The sequence below is a fragment of the Flagellimonas maritima genome (assembly GCF_003269425.1).
GTDB lineage: Bacteria > Bacteroidota > Bacteroidia > Flavobacteriales > Flavobacteriaceae > Flagellimonas > Flagellimonas maritima.
Genome location: NZ_CP030104.1, coordinates 800,959 through 819,658, shown reverse-complemented (window position 1 = coordinate 819,658; position 18,700 = coordinate 800,959). Strand labels below are relative to the sequence as shown.

Here is an 18,700-nt window from a genome sequence, read left to right as displayed (position 1 = left end):
ACCCCTGCCCAGAACGAGCCTATTATTCGTGGCTATCGATTGGGGGAAACACTTTCCGATCACGGTTCGGTTTTCAGAGGCATGTACGAATCGAATGTATCATTTTCCAGGAATCTTAAATGGACTTGAGTCCATACTTTTTAAATAAGGCGTTCATGTCCATTTTCTGTCCTTCGTTCTTCATGGATTGGGGTGCAGTTCCAAATTCGCCCCTAAAACATTTTGAAAAATATTTGGAATCTTTGTAGCCCACCATGAAGGCTGCTTCAGAAATGTTATAACCATTTTCGACGATTAAAAGCGCAGCCCGTTTCATTTTAAGGCTTCTATAATATTCGACCAGGGTTTTTCCAGTAATTTCCTGACATTTTCGGTAGATAACGGAATAGCTCATGTTCATTAGATCGGACAGTTGTTCCAATTTAAAATCTGAGTCATCGATATTATTGTTGAGATTCTTTACCAAGTCCTTTAAAAAAGTATGGTCTTTGGATTCGGGCAGTTCACTTGCCCCACTACTTATGAAATCTGTTTTGACCTTTGAAATGATCTGTTCTTTGCTCTTTAGGAGATTTTGGATTTTGAACACCAATTCTTGTGGATTAAAAGGTTTGTTGATATAGGCCACGGCTCCAGATTGAAGCCCTAATAATTTTGATTTTGTCGTATTCTTTGCCGTAAGCAGTACCAAGGGAATATGGGAAGTTTTTTTGTTTCGTTTCAACAATTGGCTCATTTCAATTCCATCCATTACAGGCATCATAATATCACTTATAATAAGATCTGGCACCTGTTCTTTCGAAAATTCAAAACCTTCCTTTCCATTTTCCGCTATAGTTATCTCATAATCCTTTATCAATAGATCCTTAAGGAAAATCTGCATTTCAACATTGTCCTCTACGATCAAAACGCGATGATTTCTGTTTTCCTTGGATATTTCGCTTTTTGAAGGCTCGGACTCGGGGGCATTAAACTCATCTTCCTGGTGGTCGTGCAGCACACCACTATGATTATCGTTTATTTTTTCTTCATTACTAAAAACATCTTCACTTGTTGGAAGATATATATGGAACGAGCTGCCCTTTCCTTTGGAAGAGTTTACTTTGATCTTTCCATGGTGTATACTTACCAATTCTTTGGTCAACGCCAACCCAATACCAGACCCACTGAGATTTTTATCGGAATCTGAACGATAAAACAAGGTAAAAATATCTTTGAGCTCTTTTTTTGGAATACCTGAACCTGTGTCGATTACCGAAATTTTTATTTGTTCCTTTTCTGCGTTCTCAGAAATTTTCAAGGTAATCGTACCCTCAGAGGGCGTGAACTTAAAAGCATTTGACAAAAGATTGTACATCACATGTTCAATCTTGTCGCTGTCGTACCACATTAAGATTCCGTGCTTTGGAAGCTCTTGGATAAAATCTATTTTTTTGAACCTGGCCTGCTCATCAAAAGACATTGCAATATTTTTTATATCCTTTACAATGTCATTTTTTAATGCCTTTAATTTGAGCTGGTTCAATTCCTTATTTCGAACGGTGGTCAGGTCCTTTGATATCCTTGAAAGCCTTTCAGCGTTTTTTTTGATGAGCGTAAGTCGCTGCATCAGTAATCGATTCTTGTTGACAGTCGCATTATGGAGCATATCATCTATGGGGCCTAAAATAAGAGCAAGCGGGGTTTGGATTTCATGGCTCATTTTTGCGAAAAAATTCATCTTCAAGGCGTATAGCTCTTTTTCATTGTTGTACAGTAATTCTTCTTGGTGTAGTTTGTTTCTTAATTGAAGCCACCGGTATGCCCCAAAAAACAAAAGCGTTGCAACAAGGGCATATATTAAATAGGCCCAGATGGTCGACCACCATGGAGGCGAAATTGAAATGGCAAGTTGTTTTGGCCCAATATCCCAATTATTGATTTCTGTACCCGCCTTGACCCTAAAAACATAATCGCCAGGCGGCACATTGGTATAGGTGGCCCTTAAGTCTGATTTAGGCACGATCCATTCCTCATCAAATCCTTCGAGTTTGTATGTGTAATTGTAATTTGTACTTAACAGATTATCGATTGCGGAAAAGCGGAATGAAAATGAGGATTGGTTCGACTTCAGTTTTAACGATGTTATGGATTCATAACTCCCATCTATCTGCTCCGGTATCAATTCTTCGGCAGGTTTGTGCAAGATATCGATGCCATTGATATAAAGGTTCGCATCATGGACTTTATCGATAAGATTAGTGGGATAGAATGCATTTGCACCGTTGTTTCCACCAAAAAATAGTTTGTTTTCATCGGATTTGAACGAACTGCCCCTTTTATATATATCGCCCTGAAATCCATTGGTAGCATAATAAGACCGAAGGACGCCCTTTTCGCTATCGAATTTATGGAGGCCCGATGTACTTCCTATCCAAACCTTGTCCTCGGCATCCAATAAAAGCGAGAGCATATTGATATCGTTCAGAATTTCGAGTTTTCCGTGATCCATATAACTCAGGTCACGTGTGTTCAGCTGTATCAATGCTCCACCTCGTGATGTAAACCATAAATTTTCCTGGGAATCCAGATTTAGGTTAGAGACCGTCACACCATCATTTTGTTCTGGACCATCCTTAGAAATGGGAACGTGCTCAAAAGTCGATTCCGAAAATGACACACTATCCTCTTTAAACCTGAACAACCCACCATTAATGACACCTATCCATAACGTTCCATCTTTGGACTCCAAAATACTTTCCGAGATAGTTCCCTTAAGCCCTTTCCCATCAATGGCAAAAGATGTAATGGCTTTTTGCTTGTCCGAGAACACATGGAGTCCCAGACTTGTTGTCGCCCAGATTCTACCCTTTGAATCTTTGTAAACACATCGTATATCGGAGACGGCCCTACCGTTTTGGTCTCGAATAGGTATGCGCTTAAATTTATTGTTGGCCCTATCGTACAGATGCAAACCATTCTGATAGGTACCCATCCAAATATTACCTTTATTGTCTTCCTCTATAGATTGTATGAATTTTCCCTGAAAGTATTCGTTTCCTTCTTTCTCCATACTATATTGCAAGATTCGTCCATCCGTTAGAATCCTACTCAGCCCAAAACCATCTGTGCCTAACCAAAGCTCACCATAAGTTGTCCTCAAAATCGATAATATTGGTTTTGGGGCGCCATTTTCGGAGCCACTGTAATAATCCACACCTTGGTCTACCTTTGGTAAAACATCTATAAAGCCATCTTTGGTCAAGAGCCAAATATTTCCATTGGGGTCTTCATTAATTTTTAATACAGTGTTGTTGCTCAATGAAAACCTATTTGAACTCTTATAGGTAAAATGGTCTATTTTATTGTTCGTGATGTCTATCCTATACAGACCATCGCCATCGGTACCGGCCCATATTTTGCTAGTACCATCAAAATAGATGGAGATGAAAAGGGGTTTGGTCCGATTTTCTTTTGATAGGGTCACTGCATAATCAAAAAACTTGGAATCATTGACATTATAAACATAAAGCCCCGTATTTTCCGAAATTATCCAAAGCCTCCCATTGTTGTCCGCAACAAGCTTCGTAAGCCCACCCATAGGAGTGTAATAAGGACCTTCCAGCTTTTTCCAAGAAGCTCCTGATCCTGTCTGCTGATACTGAAAGACCATTCCGGAAAAAGTGCTTGCCCATAAGGTCCTTGGATCGGTAAACGCAATTGTCCTGATATCTTGCGGTTTGCCATCATTATAAGGTATGGTAGCTATGCTATCTATTTTAGAGGTACTGTAATCATAGCGGTAGATACTACCGTTCGATGTACCAAACCATACGAAATTCTCTTCGGGTTGTATTGTGGAAATCCGTTGATGTATTTTCCGGTCTATTTTAAAGGAAGTGTAGTTTCCGATACCTCTCATACGTATTAGGTCACCATCGATAGTTGCCAACCAAAAGCCCTGTTCATTATCTTTTTTGAAAATGAGGTTTCGGGTGTTGACCGACTCCTTATTCATAATTTCAGAATAGGGTGTTAAAAAATAATCGTATCCATCATATTTATACAATCCTTCATTGCCAGATATCCATGCATAGCCCAGTGAATCAAAAACAACTTGTGAATCTTGCCTAAACGTGCGCTCAAAATGCTTGAAACCGATAGCCTGTTGTGCCGTTAACATACCAATACTGGTTACGTTCACCATAAGAAACAGACGGATTGCTATAAGCTTTTTCCTATAAAAAGAAAAGAGTTTTATTCTTGTGGATTCAATTAAAATAGTATCTGTCAAATTGCACATGGCCATTTATCTCTACTTAGATTTAAGGTACTTTTTTAACTTCTAAAAAACTAAAAATCAGCGTACAAATTAATAGTATGCATTTTGGATATTGACGTATTCGTCAAAAAGGGATGACATATTCCCAAAACCTTACTGAAAGCGAATACGTATAGGGTATTCAACCAATTACTCTCCCAATTTGTTAAAAAATATGTTAAAATTTGGGAAACTTTACTTCATACTAGAAATCTTAATCCTGCTAGCATAAATGAACAAAAGACGGAACTTTATAAAACAGACCACTACTCTCTCCGCTGGATTGGCCATGGCCCCCACCATGACCTTTGGGATAGGAAAAGCAAATACCCTAAGTAACCTTAACATCGGCCTTATCGGTATAGGCCTTCGCGGGACAAATCATCTCAAAAACCTATTGTTACGCGACGATGTTACTATAACGGCCTTATGTGATGTTGATTCCGAAAGGATTGACCTTGCTCTTGAGAAAATCAAGAAATCAAGAAAACCAAAACCTGCAGTTTATGGTAAGGACAATTACGATTATCGTAATCTTTTAAATTCTGAAAATATTGATGCGGTCATCATTTCCACACCTTGGCTCTGGCACACAAGAATGGCTGTTGACAGTATGAAAGCGGCCAAATACACCGGATTGGAGGTGTCGGCAGCAAACACTATTGAAGAATGTTGGGATTTGGTAAACACACACGAAGCAACGGGTGCCCACTTGATGATTCTTGAAAACGTGAACTATCGGCGCGATGTCTTGGCCGTTTTGAACATGGTAAAACAACACGTGTTCGGTGATTTGGTCCACTTTAGATGTGGTTACCAGCATGATCTAAGGCACGTGTTATTGAATGATGGCAAAACTGCATACGGTAAAGGTGTTGAATTTGGGGAAAAAGGAATTTCCGAGTCCAAATGGCGCACGCAACATTCCGTATTAAGAGATGCCGATGTATACCCTACCCATGGTTTGGGGCCCATAGCTGCCATGAACGATATTAATCATGGCAATCGGTTTCTTTCATTGACCTCCCATTCCACTAAAAGTTTGGGACTTCATAATTACATTGTTGAGAACGGTGGTGAGGACCATCCCAATGCCGATATCAAATTCAAAATGGGAGATGTTATTACCAGTACGATAGAAACTACAAACGGGGAAACCATAATCGTTACCCATGATACCACTTTGCCAAGACCCTATTCATTGGGTTTCAGGGTCCAGGGGAGCAAAGGATTGTGGGAAGTGGATGGAAATCGAATATATATAGAAGGGAAATCCAAGCCCCATAAATGGGACGAGGCCGATTCATGGTTAAAGGAATATGACCATCCACTTTGGAAAAAGTATGGAACGTACGCCCAAGGTGCAGGACATGGAGGAATGGACTTCTTTGTGATGAACGCCTTTGTGGAATCTGCCAAGCAAAATATAGCACCTCCTATGGATGCTTATGACGCGGCAGCATGGAGTGCTGTAACCCCTTTGTCCGAAGCATCTATTGCAAACAATGGCGAGCCACAGGATTTCCCGGATTTCACAAGGGGAAAATGGATTGTACGAAAACCCTACAATTGGATAAAGGAAACCTATTAATAACCAATACCTAATTCTAAATGAGAACCAATATGAGAAAGTCAATTAGAAGAGCACTCTTGCCCATAGTATTCTTATGGGCTTGTTCGATGTTCTCTCAAGAGATCACTGTGACAGGAACAATAACGGACGGATCTGGGGTACCTATCCCAGGGGCAAGCGTTGTTGAAAAGAACACCTCAAACGGAGTTTCGGCCAATTTTGATGGTGAATATACGATAACCCCCCAATCAAATGCCATTTTGGTTTTCAGTTCTGTCGGGTTTGTATCAAGAGAGATTTCCGTCAACGACCAAACAGCGATCAATGTCTCTTTACAAGAAGACGTATCGGCGCTGGACGAGGTAGTCGTCGTTGGTTTTGGCACACAAAAGCGGGAGAACGTAACGGGTGCGGCCTCCTACGTTCAAGTGGATGAACTTATCAATGATCGCCCTATTTTAGATGCTACCCAAGCACTGCAAGGTGCGGCCGCCGGTCTTCAGGTAGTACAAAGTTCAGGGCAACCAGGGGACGAGAGTACTTCGATAAATGTGAGGGGTTTTACCTCTATCAACGGTGGAAGTCCCTTAATACTCATTAATAACGTGCCGGGAGACATTGAAGACCTGAATCCGAGGGATATCGAGTCGATATCGGTACTAAAGGATGCAGCGGCCTCTTCCATTTATGGGGCAAGGGCAGCCTTCGGTGTAGTATTGATTACAACAAAGAGTGCTTCCCGTAATAAAAAAGTGCAATTCAGTTACGATGTTACCACAAGTATCGCAAGAGCGATTGACCAACCTGAAAAAGCAACGACACGCCAGTTTGTGGAAGCATTGGACACCTTTGGGGAAAATGCCTATTTCGCCGGACAGAACGTGGACCGCTGGTTGGAACTTCTAGATCAATACGATACTGATCGAAGCCAACTGAATCTGGTATCGGACCCTGTTACGGGTCAACAATATCCAATACATTTAGAGCAATCAAGTGAACAATTCTATCCCTTGGACGACTCTGATATCATCGAAGACTTTATTGGAAATTTCGGCTATTCCACCATTCATAATTTCACGGTTTCAGGCGGTGGGGAAAAATTGGGATACCGTCTTAGCACGGGGTACGCCTTTGAAGACGGTGTAATGGTGACAGACAAGGATTCTTTTAAAAAATACAACATCAATGCTCTTGTCGACGCAGATATCACCCCCAATCTAAAATCGACCTCGAATATTTTGTTTCGTTCAAGTATCCAATCCAGACCAAACGCACGTTATGACGAGGCATTGCAGTTGCGCATGTTCGATCCTACTGGTTTTTTTGACGATGGTAGTGGCGAAGTGCTTCCTTTTTCAAGTCCGGGGAATATTGTGCGTTTCTCCGTACCTGATAAGATAGATGATGACAACCTACGTCTTTTCCAAAGATTGGAATGGAAACCATTTGACAATTTCTCCCTAACAGGGGAATATACCTTTGAAAAAAACTATATCAATAGGGTAAACATAAATAATGCACAGCGCTACTATAGTAGCTTCAGGTTCAATACGAACGAAAACGAAGAAGATGCATTAAGGAACTCAAGCCTAAGAAAATCACAGACTACGAGAATCTACAATGGGTTGAACATATATGCCAAATACAACTTGACTTTTGAATCCCATGATCTGAATTTTTTGGTCGGGTTTAACAGGGAGGGTGAAAAGCAGGATTTCTTTTCGGGTTTCAGAAATGATTTAATAGATCCTGAAACACCGTCCTTCAATTTGGCACAGGGCGATAATTTCTCTTTAGCTGATTCATTCTATGAATGGGCCGTAATAGGATATTTTGGGCGTATCAATTACAATCTTTTGGACCGCTACTTTGTGGAAGGAAACCTACGTTATGACGGTTCCTCGAGATTTGCTTCGGGAAGCAGGTATGCATTATTGCCCTCCGTATCCGTCGGGTGGGACATCAGTGAGGAACCTTTCATGGAAAAAATAGAATTCATTAACCTTTTCAAGCCCAGGGCTTCTTGGGGTAAAATAGGTAACCAGGAATACAGGAGACCTGATAATAACGCTCAAGAGTACTATCCATCCATTCCAGGATACGAAAGCTTTTTGGCACAGTGGATCAATTTATCGAACGACCAGCGGTACATTACCTTTAGTCCCGCCCAGCTGGTCAGTGATACCTTTACTTGGGAAGAAGTGGTGACAAAGAACATAGGTGTAGACCTGGCCTTCCTCAAAAACCGCCTAAGCGCTTCCTTTGATATGTATGAAAGGGAAACTTTGGGAATGCTGAAAGCGGCCCTCCCTCTCCCGGCTATCTTGGGTACCGATGCTCCTTTACAGAACGATGCGAACCTTAGAACCACGGGATGGGAGGTCGAAGTGGGATGGAATGATAAAATAGGTGATTTTAGCTATGGGCTGAATGTAAACTTATTTGATAATCAATCAGAGATTACCCGTTTTGATGCAGCGGAAAAATTGATAGGGGAATTTTACGAAGGCCAAGAAATAGGTGAGATTTGGGGCTATGTAACCGATGGCTTCTATACCGTTGAAGATTTTGTGGAAGGTACGCTGGATGCCGATTTATCAGGGGACAATCGGCAGCTTAGAGACGGTGTGGTACAAATTGAGAACGAACCAGTACCCTATCCCGGTGATGTCAAGTTTAAGGATTTGAACGGTGACGGCCTTATCAACGACGGCAACAATACTGTTGACGATGCAGGGGATCGTCAACGCATAGGCAATTCTACCAGGCGCTATCAATTTGGTATTAACGGATTCATGGGCTATAAAGGATTTGATTTTTCCTTTGTTCTTAGTGGCGTGGGAAAACGGGATAGATGGAGGGCCGTTGGTGGCGACCAAGACATCATCTTTCCGTACCCATCAACATTCGACCATATTTATGCCCATCAACTGGATTATTGGACACCTGAAAACCAAGATGCCTTTTATCCTAGAATTTACGGCAATGCAAGTGCCGGGAATATAGATAGCAATTACAACCTTAGCAGAAGGGTGCAGACCAAGTACCTGAGCGATGAAGCTTATCTAAGGATACAGAATATCACTTTAGGATATTCCATCGATTCCCAAGTTTTGGATAAGTTCAATATCAATAAAATGAGAGTGTTCATTGCGGGGAACAATCTCTTCACCTTTGATAAATTGCAAAGGGGATTGGATCCCGATCAGGTCAATAGCAATGATGGCATAAGAACAAGATATCCCATTCTAGCTCAATATTCTGTTGGTTTAAACGTATCATTTTAAAAAAAAAAGGACTATGAAATGTATAAAATTTATTTTTTCGATTTTATTTTTTGCAGTACTTGTCTTTAACCTAGGCTGCGAAGAGGATTTGGCTCTCGAGCCCCAAGACGAACTGTCTGAAGTGACCATTTTTAAAAATTATAATAACATTCGTACATATGCATGGGGCTTCTACGATTTCTTCGATACTTTCGGTTCAAGTATTACATGGGCGGCAACGCGCGACTTGCCCGGTGATTTGATGCAAAACGGTAATAGTAGCGTATCACCAAATTATATCAACCAAAGCTTCGAGATTCCTGTAAATAGTTCAAATACAGTATATGGGGAATCCTACGTTAACATTCGTCGAGTAAATATTATGCTGGATCGTTTGGACGGTGCCGAGATGAGCGATGAGGACAAAACGCATTGGAGAGGGGTAGGATTGTTCTTTAGGGCACATGAGTTTTTTGATCTTCTCAGTAGGTATGGTGGGGTAAAATGGGTCGAAAACGAACTGACCGATGTAGATACCGATATTTTATTTGGCCCCCGTGACAGTAGAGATGTAGTGGCCAACAATATATTGCGAGATTTGCAGGAAGCAATTTTGAGTATTAAAGAAGAAGGTGACGGTCCTAATACGGTAAATCCAAATGTGGCCAGAGCACTTTTGGCAAGGTTTGGCCTTTTTGAAGGAACCTGGAGAAAATACCACGGTCTTTCGGACGCCGAGAAATTTTTGAACTCGGCAATTACCGCTTCAGATGAATTGATACAGGAATTTCCCAATTTACATCCCAACTACGACGAGGTTTTCAATAGCCTCGATCTTGGTGGGCGTGAAGGCATCATTCTTTATAAACACTTTGTAATAGATGAACTTACGCATAGGGTGTCTACCAATACACGTTCTACGAACAATAAATATGACATAACCAGAAAGGGTATCGACAAGTTTTTGACCAAGAACGGAATGCCCGTGACAAACCCCTTGAACCCCCAATTTCAAGGCGACAGGGATTTTTATGCAGAATTTAGGGACAGGGATGATAGGCTTCTTATATTGAGCCCACCTCCCTACAAGGTAGACGGTGACGGTAGCCGTACTTGGACGCCTACGGGAAATCCTGCCGACGCCGAATATTTTCCGATTCTAGAAGCAATAACCAGTGGTTTTCCCTACAAGCAGTTACCAGACCGTAATTGGTCGCTTAGGGTGACCGGCGAAGTACCGAACTTTGACAGATTGGTGCCGACAAGGACAGGTAACGGATATCGTTTCTGGAAAATCTGGAACGATCACAACGAGGCTGTATCATCTAGGGATTTGAACGATGACCCAATTTTTAGGATGGGCGAAATTCTCTTGATCAACGCAGAGGCAAAATTTGAAATGGACCAGTTTGATCAAGGTGTGGCCAATACGACCATTAATGCCCTCCGGGCACGTGGAGGTGTCGCACCCTTAATACTTGCCAATATAACTGCCGACTGGGATCCTTTACGTGACCCTAGCGTAGACCCCGTACTTTGGGAAATTCGCCGTGAACGTGCCGTGGAAATGATGGGCGAGGGTGTTCGGGTCGATGATTTGAGAAGATGGAGAAAGATGGATTATGCCACCGAGGTCAAATTGGGCAGGTGGGTAACCCAGGCAGACTATGCTATCAATCTTCCCATACAGAATGGTGCTCCGGAAGGATATATCCAATTGGTTCCATTAACGCCCCCGGCGTTCCCCGACTTTTATTACCTCTACCCGTTGCCATCCGATGAATTGGCGTTAAATCCACAATTACAACAAAATCCGGGATGGTAATACAACACAAAATAAAATGTAAGACATGAAAAACTATATGACCCTATTGAGAATACTCCCAATCGCAACACTTATTGGCCTTATTGCCTCTTGTTCCCGCAATGATGATGGATATCCGAGGGATCAGGGTGAAGTAGATTCTTCATCATTGCCCGTTATTGAGTTTAGCGCATCTTCGACAATGGTCTTTGCCGAAGAATCGGTACAATTTTCCAACACTTCAACAAATGACCCTTTTCTGTTTACTTGGACCTTTGAGGGAGGTTCTCCCACGACAAGTACAGAAGAAAACCCAACGGTAACCTATCTGGCCCAGGGTACTTTTTCAGTAACGCTAAGGGCGCGTAACGATTTTGGCGTCAGTGAGAACATAAAGGAGGGGTTGATTACAGTAGAAGCACCGCCAATTCCCTATGTGGTAGATTATCCTTTTGATGGCGATTTAACGGATGTTGGATCTGTAGGTGCAGATGCGGTATCGAACTATGGAAATCCACAGTTTGGAGAAGATAGGAAAGGCAACGCTACAGGAGCATATCAAGCAACGGGCATAGCTGATGAATTTTTGACTACACCAGGCTTTAAGGGAATTGAAGGGACAGCCGCAAGAACGGTTATGGCTTGGGTCAAGATACCTTCAGAATCAGTGAATCTTAGGAATACCATAGTTTCATGGGGTGTCAACGATGCTGAAAAAATGTTCAATGTAATGGTACACCAAGGAAGAATAAGGATCGAGGCTGGGGCCTCAAACTTGAGAAGCGCAGAAAATTTCTTGGCCGATAATGCATGGCATCATATTGCCGTGAGCTATGACCCTGCCGATGGCGAATTCCTCAAGGACGTAAAGCTTTATATTGATGGTAAGGCGGCTGTCAACGAACCCGATGCGGGAGCTTCGTTCAATTCTGAAATAAGATTGATAAATACGGTATTGGATGAAGACATGTATATTGGGCAGGCCATATATTCGGCAAACCATAGATTCAACGGCTTCATTGATGAGGTAAGGATTATTGATAGGGCGTTGTTGCCCGGGGAAATATCCGCCGCCGCTTTGGAATGATACCGGCAATGATAGATTTAAAAGAGAAGTTTATTTAATTCAAGTTAGTCAGCAAATGCCCAGTAACATTTTTTACCTAAAATAGAGTTGCTGGGTATTTTGAATGTACGACCTGAAATCAATATGTGGATGAAACTTTCGAAATTGGACAATTAAAGAACAGTATACTTTTATACAATGCTTGCTGTTTTTTATTTGTTCTAAAATATATGGATAAGTTCACGATAGTACGTGAAGAAAAATTGGAATTACGATAATTAAAGGTGGATGTCCATTAACACATAAGAAGGTATTCGAATTATAAAGTGAAAGGTTAAAGTACATTGAGCGTGGTTTTTCTTAAAAGCATATAGCTACAGATTTTCTTGTTAAAAACCGATCAAGAGGTACAGAACTGTGGATGGTACATTCCATAGTAAGGTATATCAAACCCCAAACTAAATTCTATGCTGCAATGTTTTAAATTTGGAGATATAGTGCGAAAAAAATATCAAGAACCTACTTTTGGTAAAATCAATTCGGACAATCCCGATTATCAAGGCTTTTTTTTGGCATAGTCGATATCAAGATAACATGAGCATACGGACAAAATCGGTTTTGGTGAAGAAATTATTTCTAAATATGGGTCTTTTGGTTATGGCTATCCATCTTTTTGTAGGATGTAGTGTTCAAGAAAATAAATACCGACGCCCCAATATCGTTCTTATCAATATTGATGATCTGGGTTGGGCGGACACTTCGTTTATGGGAAGTGAATTTTACGAGACACCCCATATCGATGACCTTTCGAAACAGGGGATGTTGTTTACCAATGGATATGCGTCTGCTGCAAATTGTGCGCCCAGTAGGGCGAGTTTAATGACGGGCAAATGGGTACAACGACACGGAATCTATACAGTAGGTTCATCTGAACGTGGCAAGACCCAAAATCGAAAATTAATACCTATTGCCAATACCAACACCATAAAGGATGACTTTGTCTTATTGCCTCAAATCTTAAAGGAAAATGGATACGCTACCTGCCATGCCGGTAAATGGCATCTTTCGGATGATCCATTGAAAAAAGGGTTTGATGTGAACATAGGGGGCAGCCATGTGGGTCACCCATCAAGTTATTACCCCCCTTATGGAAATGTTAATTTAGAAGCAACCGACAAAAGACTGACCGACCTTGTAATGGACAAGACAATCGATTTTATAGATTCAGTATCCGGTCCTTTCTTTGTCAACTATTCGCCATACGCCGTACATACACCGATTCAACCCGTCGATAAATTACTCGAAAAGTATAGGGCAAAACAGGGTCCGAAGGGCGCCAGTAATGCAGACTATGCCACCATGGTTCAAAATCTGGATCAAAATATTGCACGCTTGGTCGACGCTCTTAAAAATAATGGGGCGTTCGAGAATACTTTCATTGTTTTTACTTCCGATAACGGAGGGCTTTTCGCGGTGAGCGATCAACACCCCCTACGTTCTGGAAAGGGCAGTTATTATGAAGGCGGTATTCGGGTGCCTTTTTTCTTTTTATGGAAGAATAAGATCAAGCCCCATCAAAAATCAAAAGAGCCAATTTCCAACCTGGATATTTTTCCAACGCTTTTAAAAGTAGCCGGTATTACAAAACCAAACGGGTTGCAACTGGATGGTATGGATTTGTGTGGATTATTGGTAAATAATGAGAGGTCTAAAGAGAGGGCCTTGTTCTGGCATTTCCCGATTTATCTGCAAGCCGTAAGAAAGAAGAACGAAAACCGTGATATGATGTTCCGTACACGACCAGGGTCCGTAATCCGACAAGGTAAATGGAAGCTCCACTATTATTATGAGGATAATGCAGTCGAACTTTATGACCTAGAGGATGACCCTAGTGAACAATTGGAACTTTCCCAACTGAACATGGAAAAGACTGATGAACTAAAATACAAACTCAGTGACTGGCTGGAAAAGACCAAGGCCCCTATCCCCAAATTGTTAAATCCAGAATTTCGCGCGAATGCTAAATCCGAAATTATAAAAAATCAATGATAATGCTCAAGTACAGTTATTTTTTAATCCCTTTCCTTTTACTGCTTCGTTCCTGTGATTCATCGAATAAGGAAATCTCAAGAACAATGGAAAAACCCAATATCATCTATATACTTGCAGATGATTTGGGTTATGGCGAGCTAGGAGTCTATGGCCAAGAAAAAATTGAAACCCCAAATATAGACGCTTTGGCAAAAGAGGGCATGATTTTCACCCAGCACTATACCAGTGCTCCCGTTTGTGCTCCCGCCCGGTATATGTTGCTTACCGGCAAACATGCCGGGCACTCGTATATTAGAGGCAATGACGAATGGGCGGAACGTGGTGATGTTTGGAACTATAGAGCGGTAATCAAAGACTCTACGCTCGAAGGCCAGCGACCGGTTCCCAAGTCAACGGTTTTTTTTCCTAAACTTCTCAAAGAAAGAGGCTATGCCACCGGCATGGTAGGCAAATGGGGATTGGGAGCTCCCCATACAGAAAGCATTCCGACCAAAATGGGGTTCGATTTCTTCTATGGATATAATTGTCAAAGACAGGCCCATACCTACTATCCCGTGCATTTGTACAGAAATGAAAACCGCGTATACCTGAATAATGATACCATCGCACCGCGCAAGGAGCTTAAAAAAGGTGCGGACCCATTAAATCCAGAAAGTTACAAAGAGTATAGGCTGAACGAATATACCCCCAAATTAATCTTTGATGAGATGATGATGTTTATAGATGGTCACAAAACCAAGCCGTTCTTTATGTATTGGGCTAGCCCAATACCACATAACCCCATCCAGGCCCCACAAAAATGGGTGGACTATTACAAGCAAAAGTTTGGTTCGGAAGAACCATATCTAGGACAGCGGGGATATTTTCCAAATCAATACCCAAGGGCTGCCTATGCGGCCATGATTTCCTATCTCGATGAAAATGTGGGTAAATTGATAGATTACTTAAAAAAAGAGGGGCTTTATGAAAATACACTAATTATGTTCAGCTCTGACAATGGCGTTACGTATTCGGGAGGTACGGATGGTAAATTCTTCAATAGTTCCGGTGAGTTTGGTGAGGCATATGGAGAGGCTAAGGGATTTGTTTATGAAGGTGGTATACGTGTTCCGATGATCGCTACCTGGCCCGGTTATATCCAACCCAACACACAGACCGACCACATTTCGGCTCAATATGATGTGATGGCTACTTTATCGGATATAGTCGAATATGAAACACCTTCCAATTCGGACGGTATAAGTTTTCTACCGACCCTACTTGCAAAAGAAGGACAGAAAGACCACGAATTTCTTTTTTGGGAGTACCCGGAATATGGTGGTCAGGTAGCCATAAGAATGGGTGACTGGAAAGTGGTGCGGCAACATTTAAAGGACAAGGAAACACCGACCCTGGAATTGTACAATTTAAAGGTTGATCCGTCAGAATCACATAATATCGCGAATAAACATCCCGACATCATCAAAAAAGCCGCACTAATCTTTGAGAAAGAGCATGAGAATGCATCATCCGATAGGTTTAGAATCCCTATGATTGAAAATGGGTTGATAGATGACATAAAGTCAGAGTTCAGGTAACCGCCAGTGCATAATGAAACGAGACAATACATCCAGAATATAGAAATTCAAAGAATTCCCTTAGTTCCAAGATTTGCTTTGCACTATTTTGATGATAAGTTACGTTGTGTTTTTAGAAGTGGATGTCGGTCTGCGACAACCCTTAGGCATGAAAAATAATTTGGATAATTGACTGATTGTAAAAGATTAATGTTTTTGAAAATATCCAATAATGGAAAAATCTAAATGGATTAAGTTCCATTGGATAGAACGGATATAGCATGCCAATCCAGATAGCCGTTCCAATGGAGCGGGGTTACGGGCTTATCCATTTTAATATCAATCACGCGGACAGAAGAATTTGTAAAGTCCTGAAGTCAATGGAATAAAATACTGCGGTTTTTTATTGAAAAATCCGTGATAGAAGATTACCAGTTCAATGCAGTGGGATATTCCTTCTCTAAAAAGTTACGCACTCGCCCAATATCCAGTTTTGAGGTAAGGTCCGGTACGTGTTCCGCTATTGGAATCGCCTTGATTGATTTTGGTTCGTCATTCAACATATTCATCAGTGCAGTAGGCAGTTCCTTCTCATTTCTATCAGGATGTACAGGGCAATCTCTCAAGTAAGTGAAAAATGTTTTTCCATCGAATTTGAAGATGTTCATACTAACTCGCAGTTTACCATCAAAATCTTCATACTTATGGACTTCGTCTACCGGTGGTTTTTCTACGATATCGACCAAAAATTGATTTTCATCGATAATCATTAGGGCAAAACGTGATATACGTTCCGGATTATAAAGTAGCGATTCACAATCATAGGCCATCAATGCATGCTTTGCTGAGGTTTCATTGAGTTTGCGCAATGCCTCCACGGAATATAGATTATCGCTGTTACAGACCGTAAAGGCCTTGGTTTGCAATTCGGGAAATTGTTCCAAGGTCTGGTAAACGGCGTCTGCGGTACCAAAAGGTTTGGTTCTTCCTTCAGGCACGTATTGTCTTGCAAATGAAATAGACAATCCATTAAAGATGTTGTTCTTGACTTTTTTACCGTAGATTTCCTGAAAATGGGTATCCTTTTCGCCAATAAGAATATAAATGTTCCTATATCCTGCCATTTTTGCATTATAGAGCAGATAGTGCAAAAAGGGAAGCCCTTGTTCACCTACACCTATCAATCCTTTACTTCGGGAGTTGGCTTGTTTGATGTCCGTTTGGCTTAGATTATTGGCGGCGTTATCTTTTTTCATTCTGGAAGAAGCGCCACCGGCCAGTATTATTAAGTTGTTGTGCATATCGTCTTATTATCTTGTCATTCTTGTACCTTTGGAAACCTTAATTTTATAGGCATTTACCGCACCTGCATTTTTTATGGCTTCAGCGACTTCATCGCCATTGTTGGGCGCAATGGCACATATACTCCCTCCTCCTCCAGAACCTACTATTTTTGCTCCTAATGCACCTGCTTTTAGTGCGGCCAAAATCATATCGTCTATTCTAGGTACCGTTATTTTCAGAACATTTTTTAGAATATTATGGTGTTCGTTCATCAACTCACCAACATACTTGATATTCGGCAATCCTTTTTTAAACTCACCAAGTGCCTTCTTTGTAATGATATGGTTGTGTACCGCAGCATAAAAATAGGGAGCATGTTCTTTGTGCAACACCGATTCAAAGACCTTATATTCATTTTTCGTTATCTTGGACAAATCAAAATCAGGGAAACGCTTGCTTAAAAAATGTATTGCTTCCAGCGCCAGTGATTTTCTGTTGCCCAAAAGGCCCAAAGTATCTTTTGGAATACCGGATTCTCCTACTACCAAGCCTTCCAATGCATTACCTACAATTTGAAAATTTGTGTGTTCGCCGGTTTCCAAATAAATAATATCTCCTATGCCAATACTGTACTGGTCCATTTTACCGCCAGGGCTGCCCTGTTCCAAAACTTCTGCTTCGTAGGCAATCTGGGCCATGTCGGCAGATGTAAAGTCTTTCGCTTTGCCAAAAGCGTGAACCAAAAATTTTGCCCAGCCAACAACCAATGCGGAAGAGCTGGACAACCCTGCATTGATCGGCACATCGCCCCTGATTTCGATATCGTAGCCTTTATCTGGAATACAGCCCTTTTTTCGTAGCAACTTTAGTACTGCCCCAAAAAAATCGCTTTTGTCTATAACATCAAAAATTTTGTTGATGGGTATATCCCTGGTTCTCCCTAAATCCAAAAACTTGATTTTAAGATAATCCGAATGGTTCGGTTCACCAATAATCCTGATATATCTATCGATAGCGCACGCTATTACAGGAAGCCCCAGATAATCTTGATGGTCTCCAAAAAGACAGATTCTTCCGGGAGATTGTATCGTTATGGAATTTGTTTTCAATAGAATGTTACTTTAGTAGAAGTAAACGGGTATGGAAAAAGCTCTTCGGTGAAAATAAACATTGCCCTGACTTTTAAATCCCCGTCTTTATAATTAGCGTTGATTTTCAAACATTTTAATAAAGGTAGTGTAATATGACTCATTTCTTTCCATTTTTATATTTGTAAAAAAATCGCTTTGGCTACCTTGATACTCTCCTCATTGCATTTTTCCAAATCTATATCTGTTGGAGCTTGCCCATTAAAATTTGTGTTCGGTTTATCTATGAATTTTTCTTATCTCGGAAGATAGAAACTTTTTGGCATACCGCCCCATTCTCTATGGGCATAATCGTTTAATCCATCATCGGATTTGGTCCAGGTGTAAATCAAAAGTTTTGTCTTGTTTCTGTAGAGCTGCTTCGCTTCTTTCAAACGCGCTTTTTCTTTACCCGAAATGGTAAAAGAAGATAAAATCAAGGCAAAGTGTAATGATGGAGTATTAGCATCCATCTTACCAAGAAAGAAGAGGCCATTCAAAAAACCCACCAAGAAGTATTAAAATTTCATAACCTTAAACAAACTTTAGAAGTTTGGTATTGCCGGCCTTTATTAATCATACTTATCCTTTAAAATTTAAAGTTAGAAGTTGGAAATGAAGTATAGAACCTATAAATAACTAAAGACGAAACAATATATAATTATACTATTA

11 protein-coding genes are annotated in these 18,700 nt (G+C 41.0%); 7 read left to right on the top strand and 4 right to left on the bottom strand.

Translation table 11 applies throughout. From position 1 onward, the window contains the following. Positions 1-115: 115 nt before the first annotated feature. Entirely contained in the window at positions 116-4,288 is a 4,173-nt protein-coding gene (locus HME9304_RS03510) for an ATP-binding protein (RefSeq protein WP_112377273.1), read from the bottom strand. A gap of 244 nt (positions 4,289-4,532) precedes the next feature. Here HME9304_RS03510 and HME9304_RS03505 point away from each other — a divergent pair, with 244 nt between their 5' ends. The 6 genes from HME9304_RS03505 (at position 4,533) to HME9304_RS03480 (ending at position 15,638) form a co-directional block, all read left to right on the top strand. Continuing rightward, the gene (locus HME9304_RS03505; RefSeq protein ID WP_112377272.1) at positions 4,533-5,891 is read left to right on the top strand and encodes a Gfo/Idh/MocA family protein; all 1,359 of its coding nucleotides are present in this window, start codon (positions 4,533-4,535) and stop codon (positions 5,889-5,891) included. Between the two features lie 32 nt (positions 5,892-5,923). Beyond that, a complete protein-coding gene (locus tag HME9304_RS03500) occupies positions 5,924-9,160 on the top strand; it encodes a SusC/RagA family TonB-linked outer membrane protein (RefSeq protein WP_164674750.1) in 3,237 nt (1,078 codons plus the stop codon). Positions 9,161-9,173: 13 nt separating this feature from the next. Then, the gene (locus HME9304_RS03495) at positions 9,174-10,964 is read left to right on the top strand and encodes a RagB/SusD family nutrient uptake outer membrane protein (protein ID WP_112377270.1); all 1,791 of its coding nucleotides are present in this window, start codon (positions 9,174-9,176) and stop codon (positions 10,962-10,964) included. A gap of 25 nt (positions 10,965-10,989) precedes the next feature. Continuing rightward, positions 10,990-12,030, top strand: coding sequence for a LamG-like jellyroll fold domain-containing protein (locus tag HME9304_RS03490; protein WP_112377269.1), 1,041 nt, complete (start codon positions 10,990-10,992; stop codon positions 12,028-12,030). Positions 12,031-12,630: 600 nt separating this feature from the next. Next, positions 12,631-14,058 carry a sulfatase gene (locus HME9304_RS03485; RefSeq protein ID WP_206170497.1) on the top strand — a complete coding sequence of 476 codons (1,428 nt, stop codon included), beginning with the start codon at positions 12,631-12,633 and terminating at the stop codon, positions 14,056-14,058. 2 nt (positions 14,059-14,060) lie between these two features. After that, a complete protein-coding gene (locus tag HME9304_RS03480; RefSeq protein ID WP_112379713.1) occupies positions 14,061-15,638 on the top strand; it encodes an arylsulfatase in 1,578 nt (525 codons plus the stop codon). A gap of 407 nt (positions 15,639-16,045) precedes the next feature. On the opposite strand, the gene HME9304_RS03475 is transcribed toward HME9304_RS03480, so the two are convergent. The 3 genes from HME9304_RS03475 to HME9304_RS03465 form a co-directional block, all read right to left on the bottom strand. Beyond that, the gene (locus tag HME9304_RS03475) at positions 16,046-16,918 is read right to left on the bottom strand and encodes a sugar phosphate nucleotidyltransferase (protein WP_112377268.1); all 873 of its coding nucleotides are present in this window, start codon (positions 16,916-16,918) and stop codon (positions 16,046-16,048) included. A gap of 9 nt (positions 16,919-16,927) precedes the next feature. Then, entirely contained in the window at positions 16,928-18,010 is a 1,083-nt protein-coding gene (locus HME9304_RS03470) for a mevalonate kinase family protein (RefSeq protein ID WP_239023382.1), read from the bottom strand. Between the two features lie 275 nt (positions 18,011-18,285). Further along, positions 18,286-18,468 (bottom strand): alpha-N-acetylglucosaminidase C-terminal domain-containing protein, encoded by a 183-nt coding sequence (locus HME9304_RS03465; RefSeq protein WP_164674748.1) that lies wholly within the window; start codon positions 18,466-18,468, stop codon positions 18,286-18,288. Here HME9304_RS03465 and HME9304_RS17280 point away from each other — a divergent pair. Further along, positions 18,446-18,550, top strand: a complete 105-nt coding sequence (locus HME9304_RS17280) for a hypothetical protein (protein ID WP_112377266.1) — start codon at positions 18,446-18,448, stop codon at positions 18,548-18,550. The two genes, HME9304_RS03465 and HME9304_RS17280, sit on opposite strands and share 23 nt — an antisense overlap. Positions 18,551-18,700 lie beyond the last annotated feature (150 nt).

Bases quoted from the DNA above. Each gene is read 5' to 3' on its own strand.
- HME9304_RS03475 (WP_112377268.1), bottom strand. From the start codon at position 16,918: ATGCACAACAACTTAATAATACTGGCCGGTGGCGCTTCTTCCAGAATG.
- HME9304_RS03480 (WP_112379713.1), top strand. From the start codon at position 14,061: ATGCTCAAGTACAGTTATTTTTTAATCCCTTTCCTTTTACTGCTTCGT.
- HME9304_RS17280 (WP_112377266.1), top strand. From the start codon at position 18,446: ATGGTAAAAGAAGATAAAATCAAGGCAAAGTGTAATGATGGAGTATTA.
- HME9304_RS03510 (WP_112377273.1), bottom strand. From the start codon at position 4,288: ATGGCCATGTGCAATTTGACAGATACTATTTTAATTGAATCCACAAGA.
- HME9304_RS03505 (WP_112377272.1), top strand. From the start codon at position 4,533: ATGAACAAAAGACGGAACTTTATAAAACAGACCACTACTCTCTCCGCT.
- HME9304_RS03490 (WP_112377269.1), top strand. From the start codon at position 10,990: ATGAAAAACTATATGACCCTATTGAGAATACTCCCAATCGCAACACTT.
- HME9304_RS03500 (WP_164674750.1), top strand. From the start codon at position 5,924: ATGAGAAAGTCAATTAGAAGAGCACTCTTGCCCATAGTATTCTTATGG.
- HME9304_RS03495 (WP_112377270.1), top strand. From the start codon at position 9,174: ATGAAATGTATAAAATTTATTTTTTCGATTTTATTTTTTGCAGTACTT.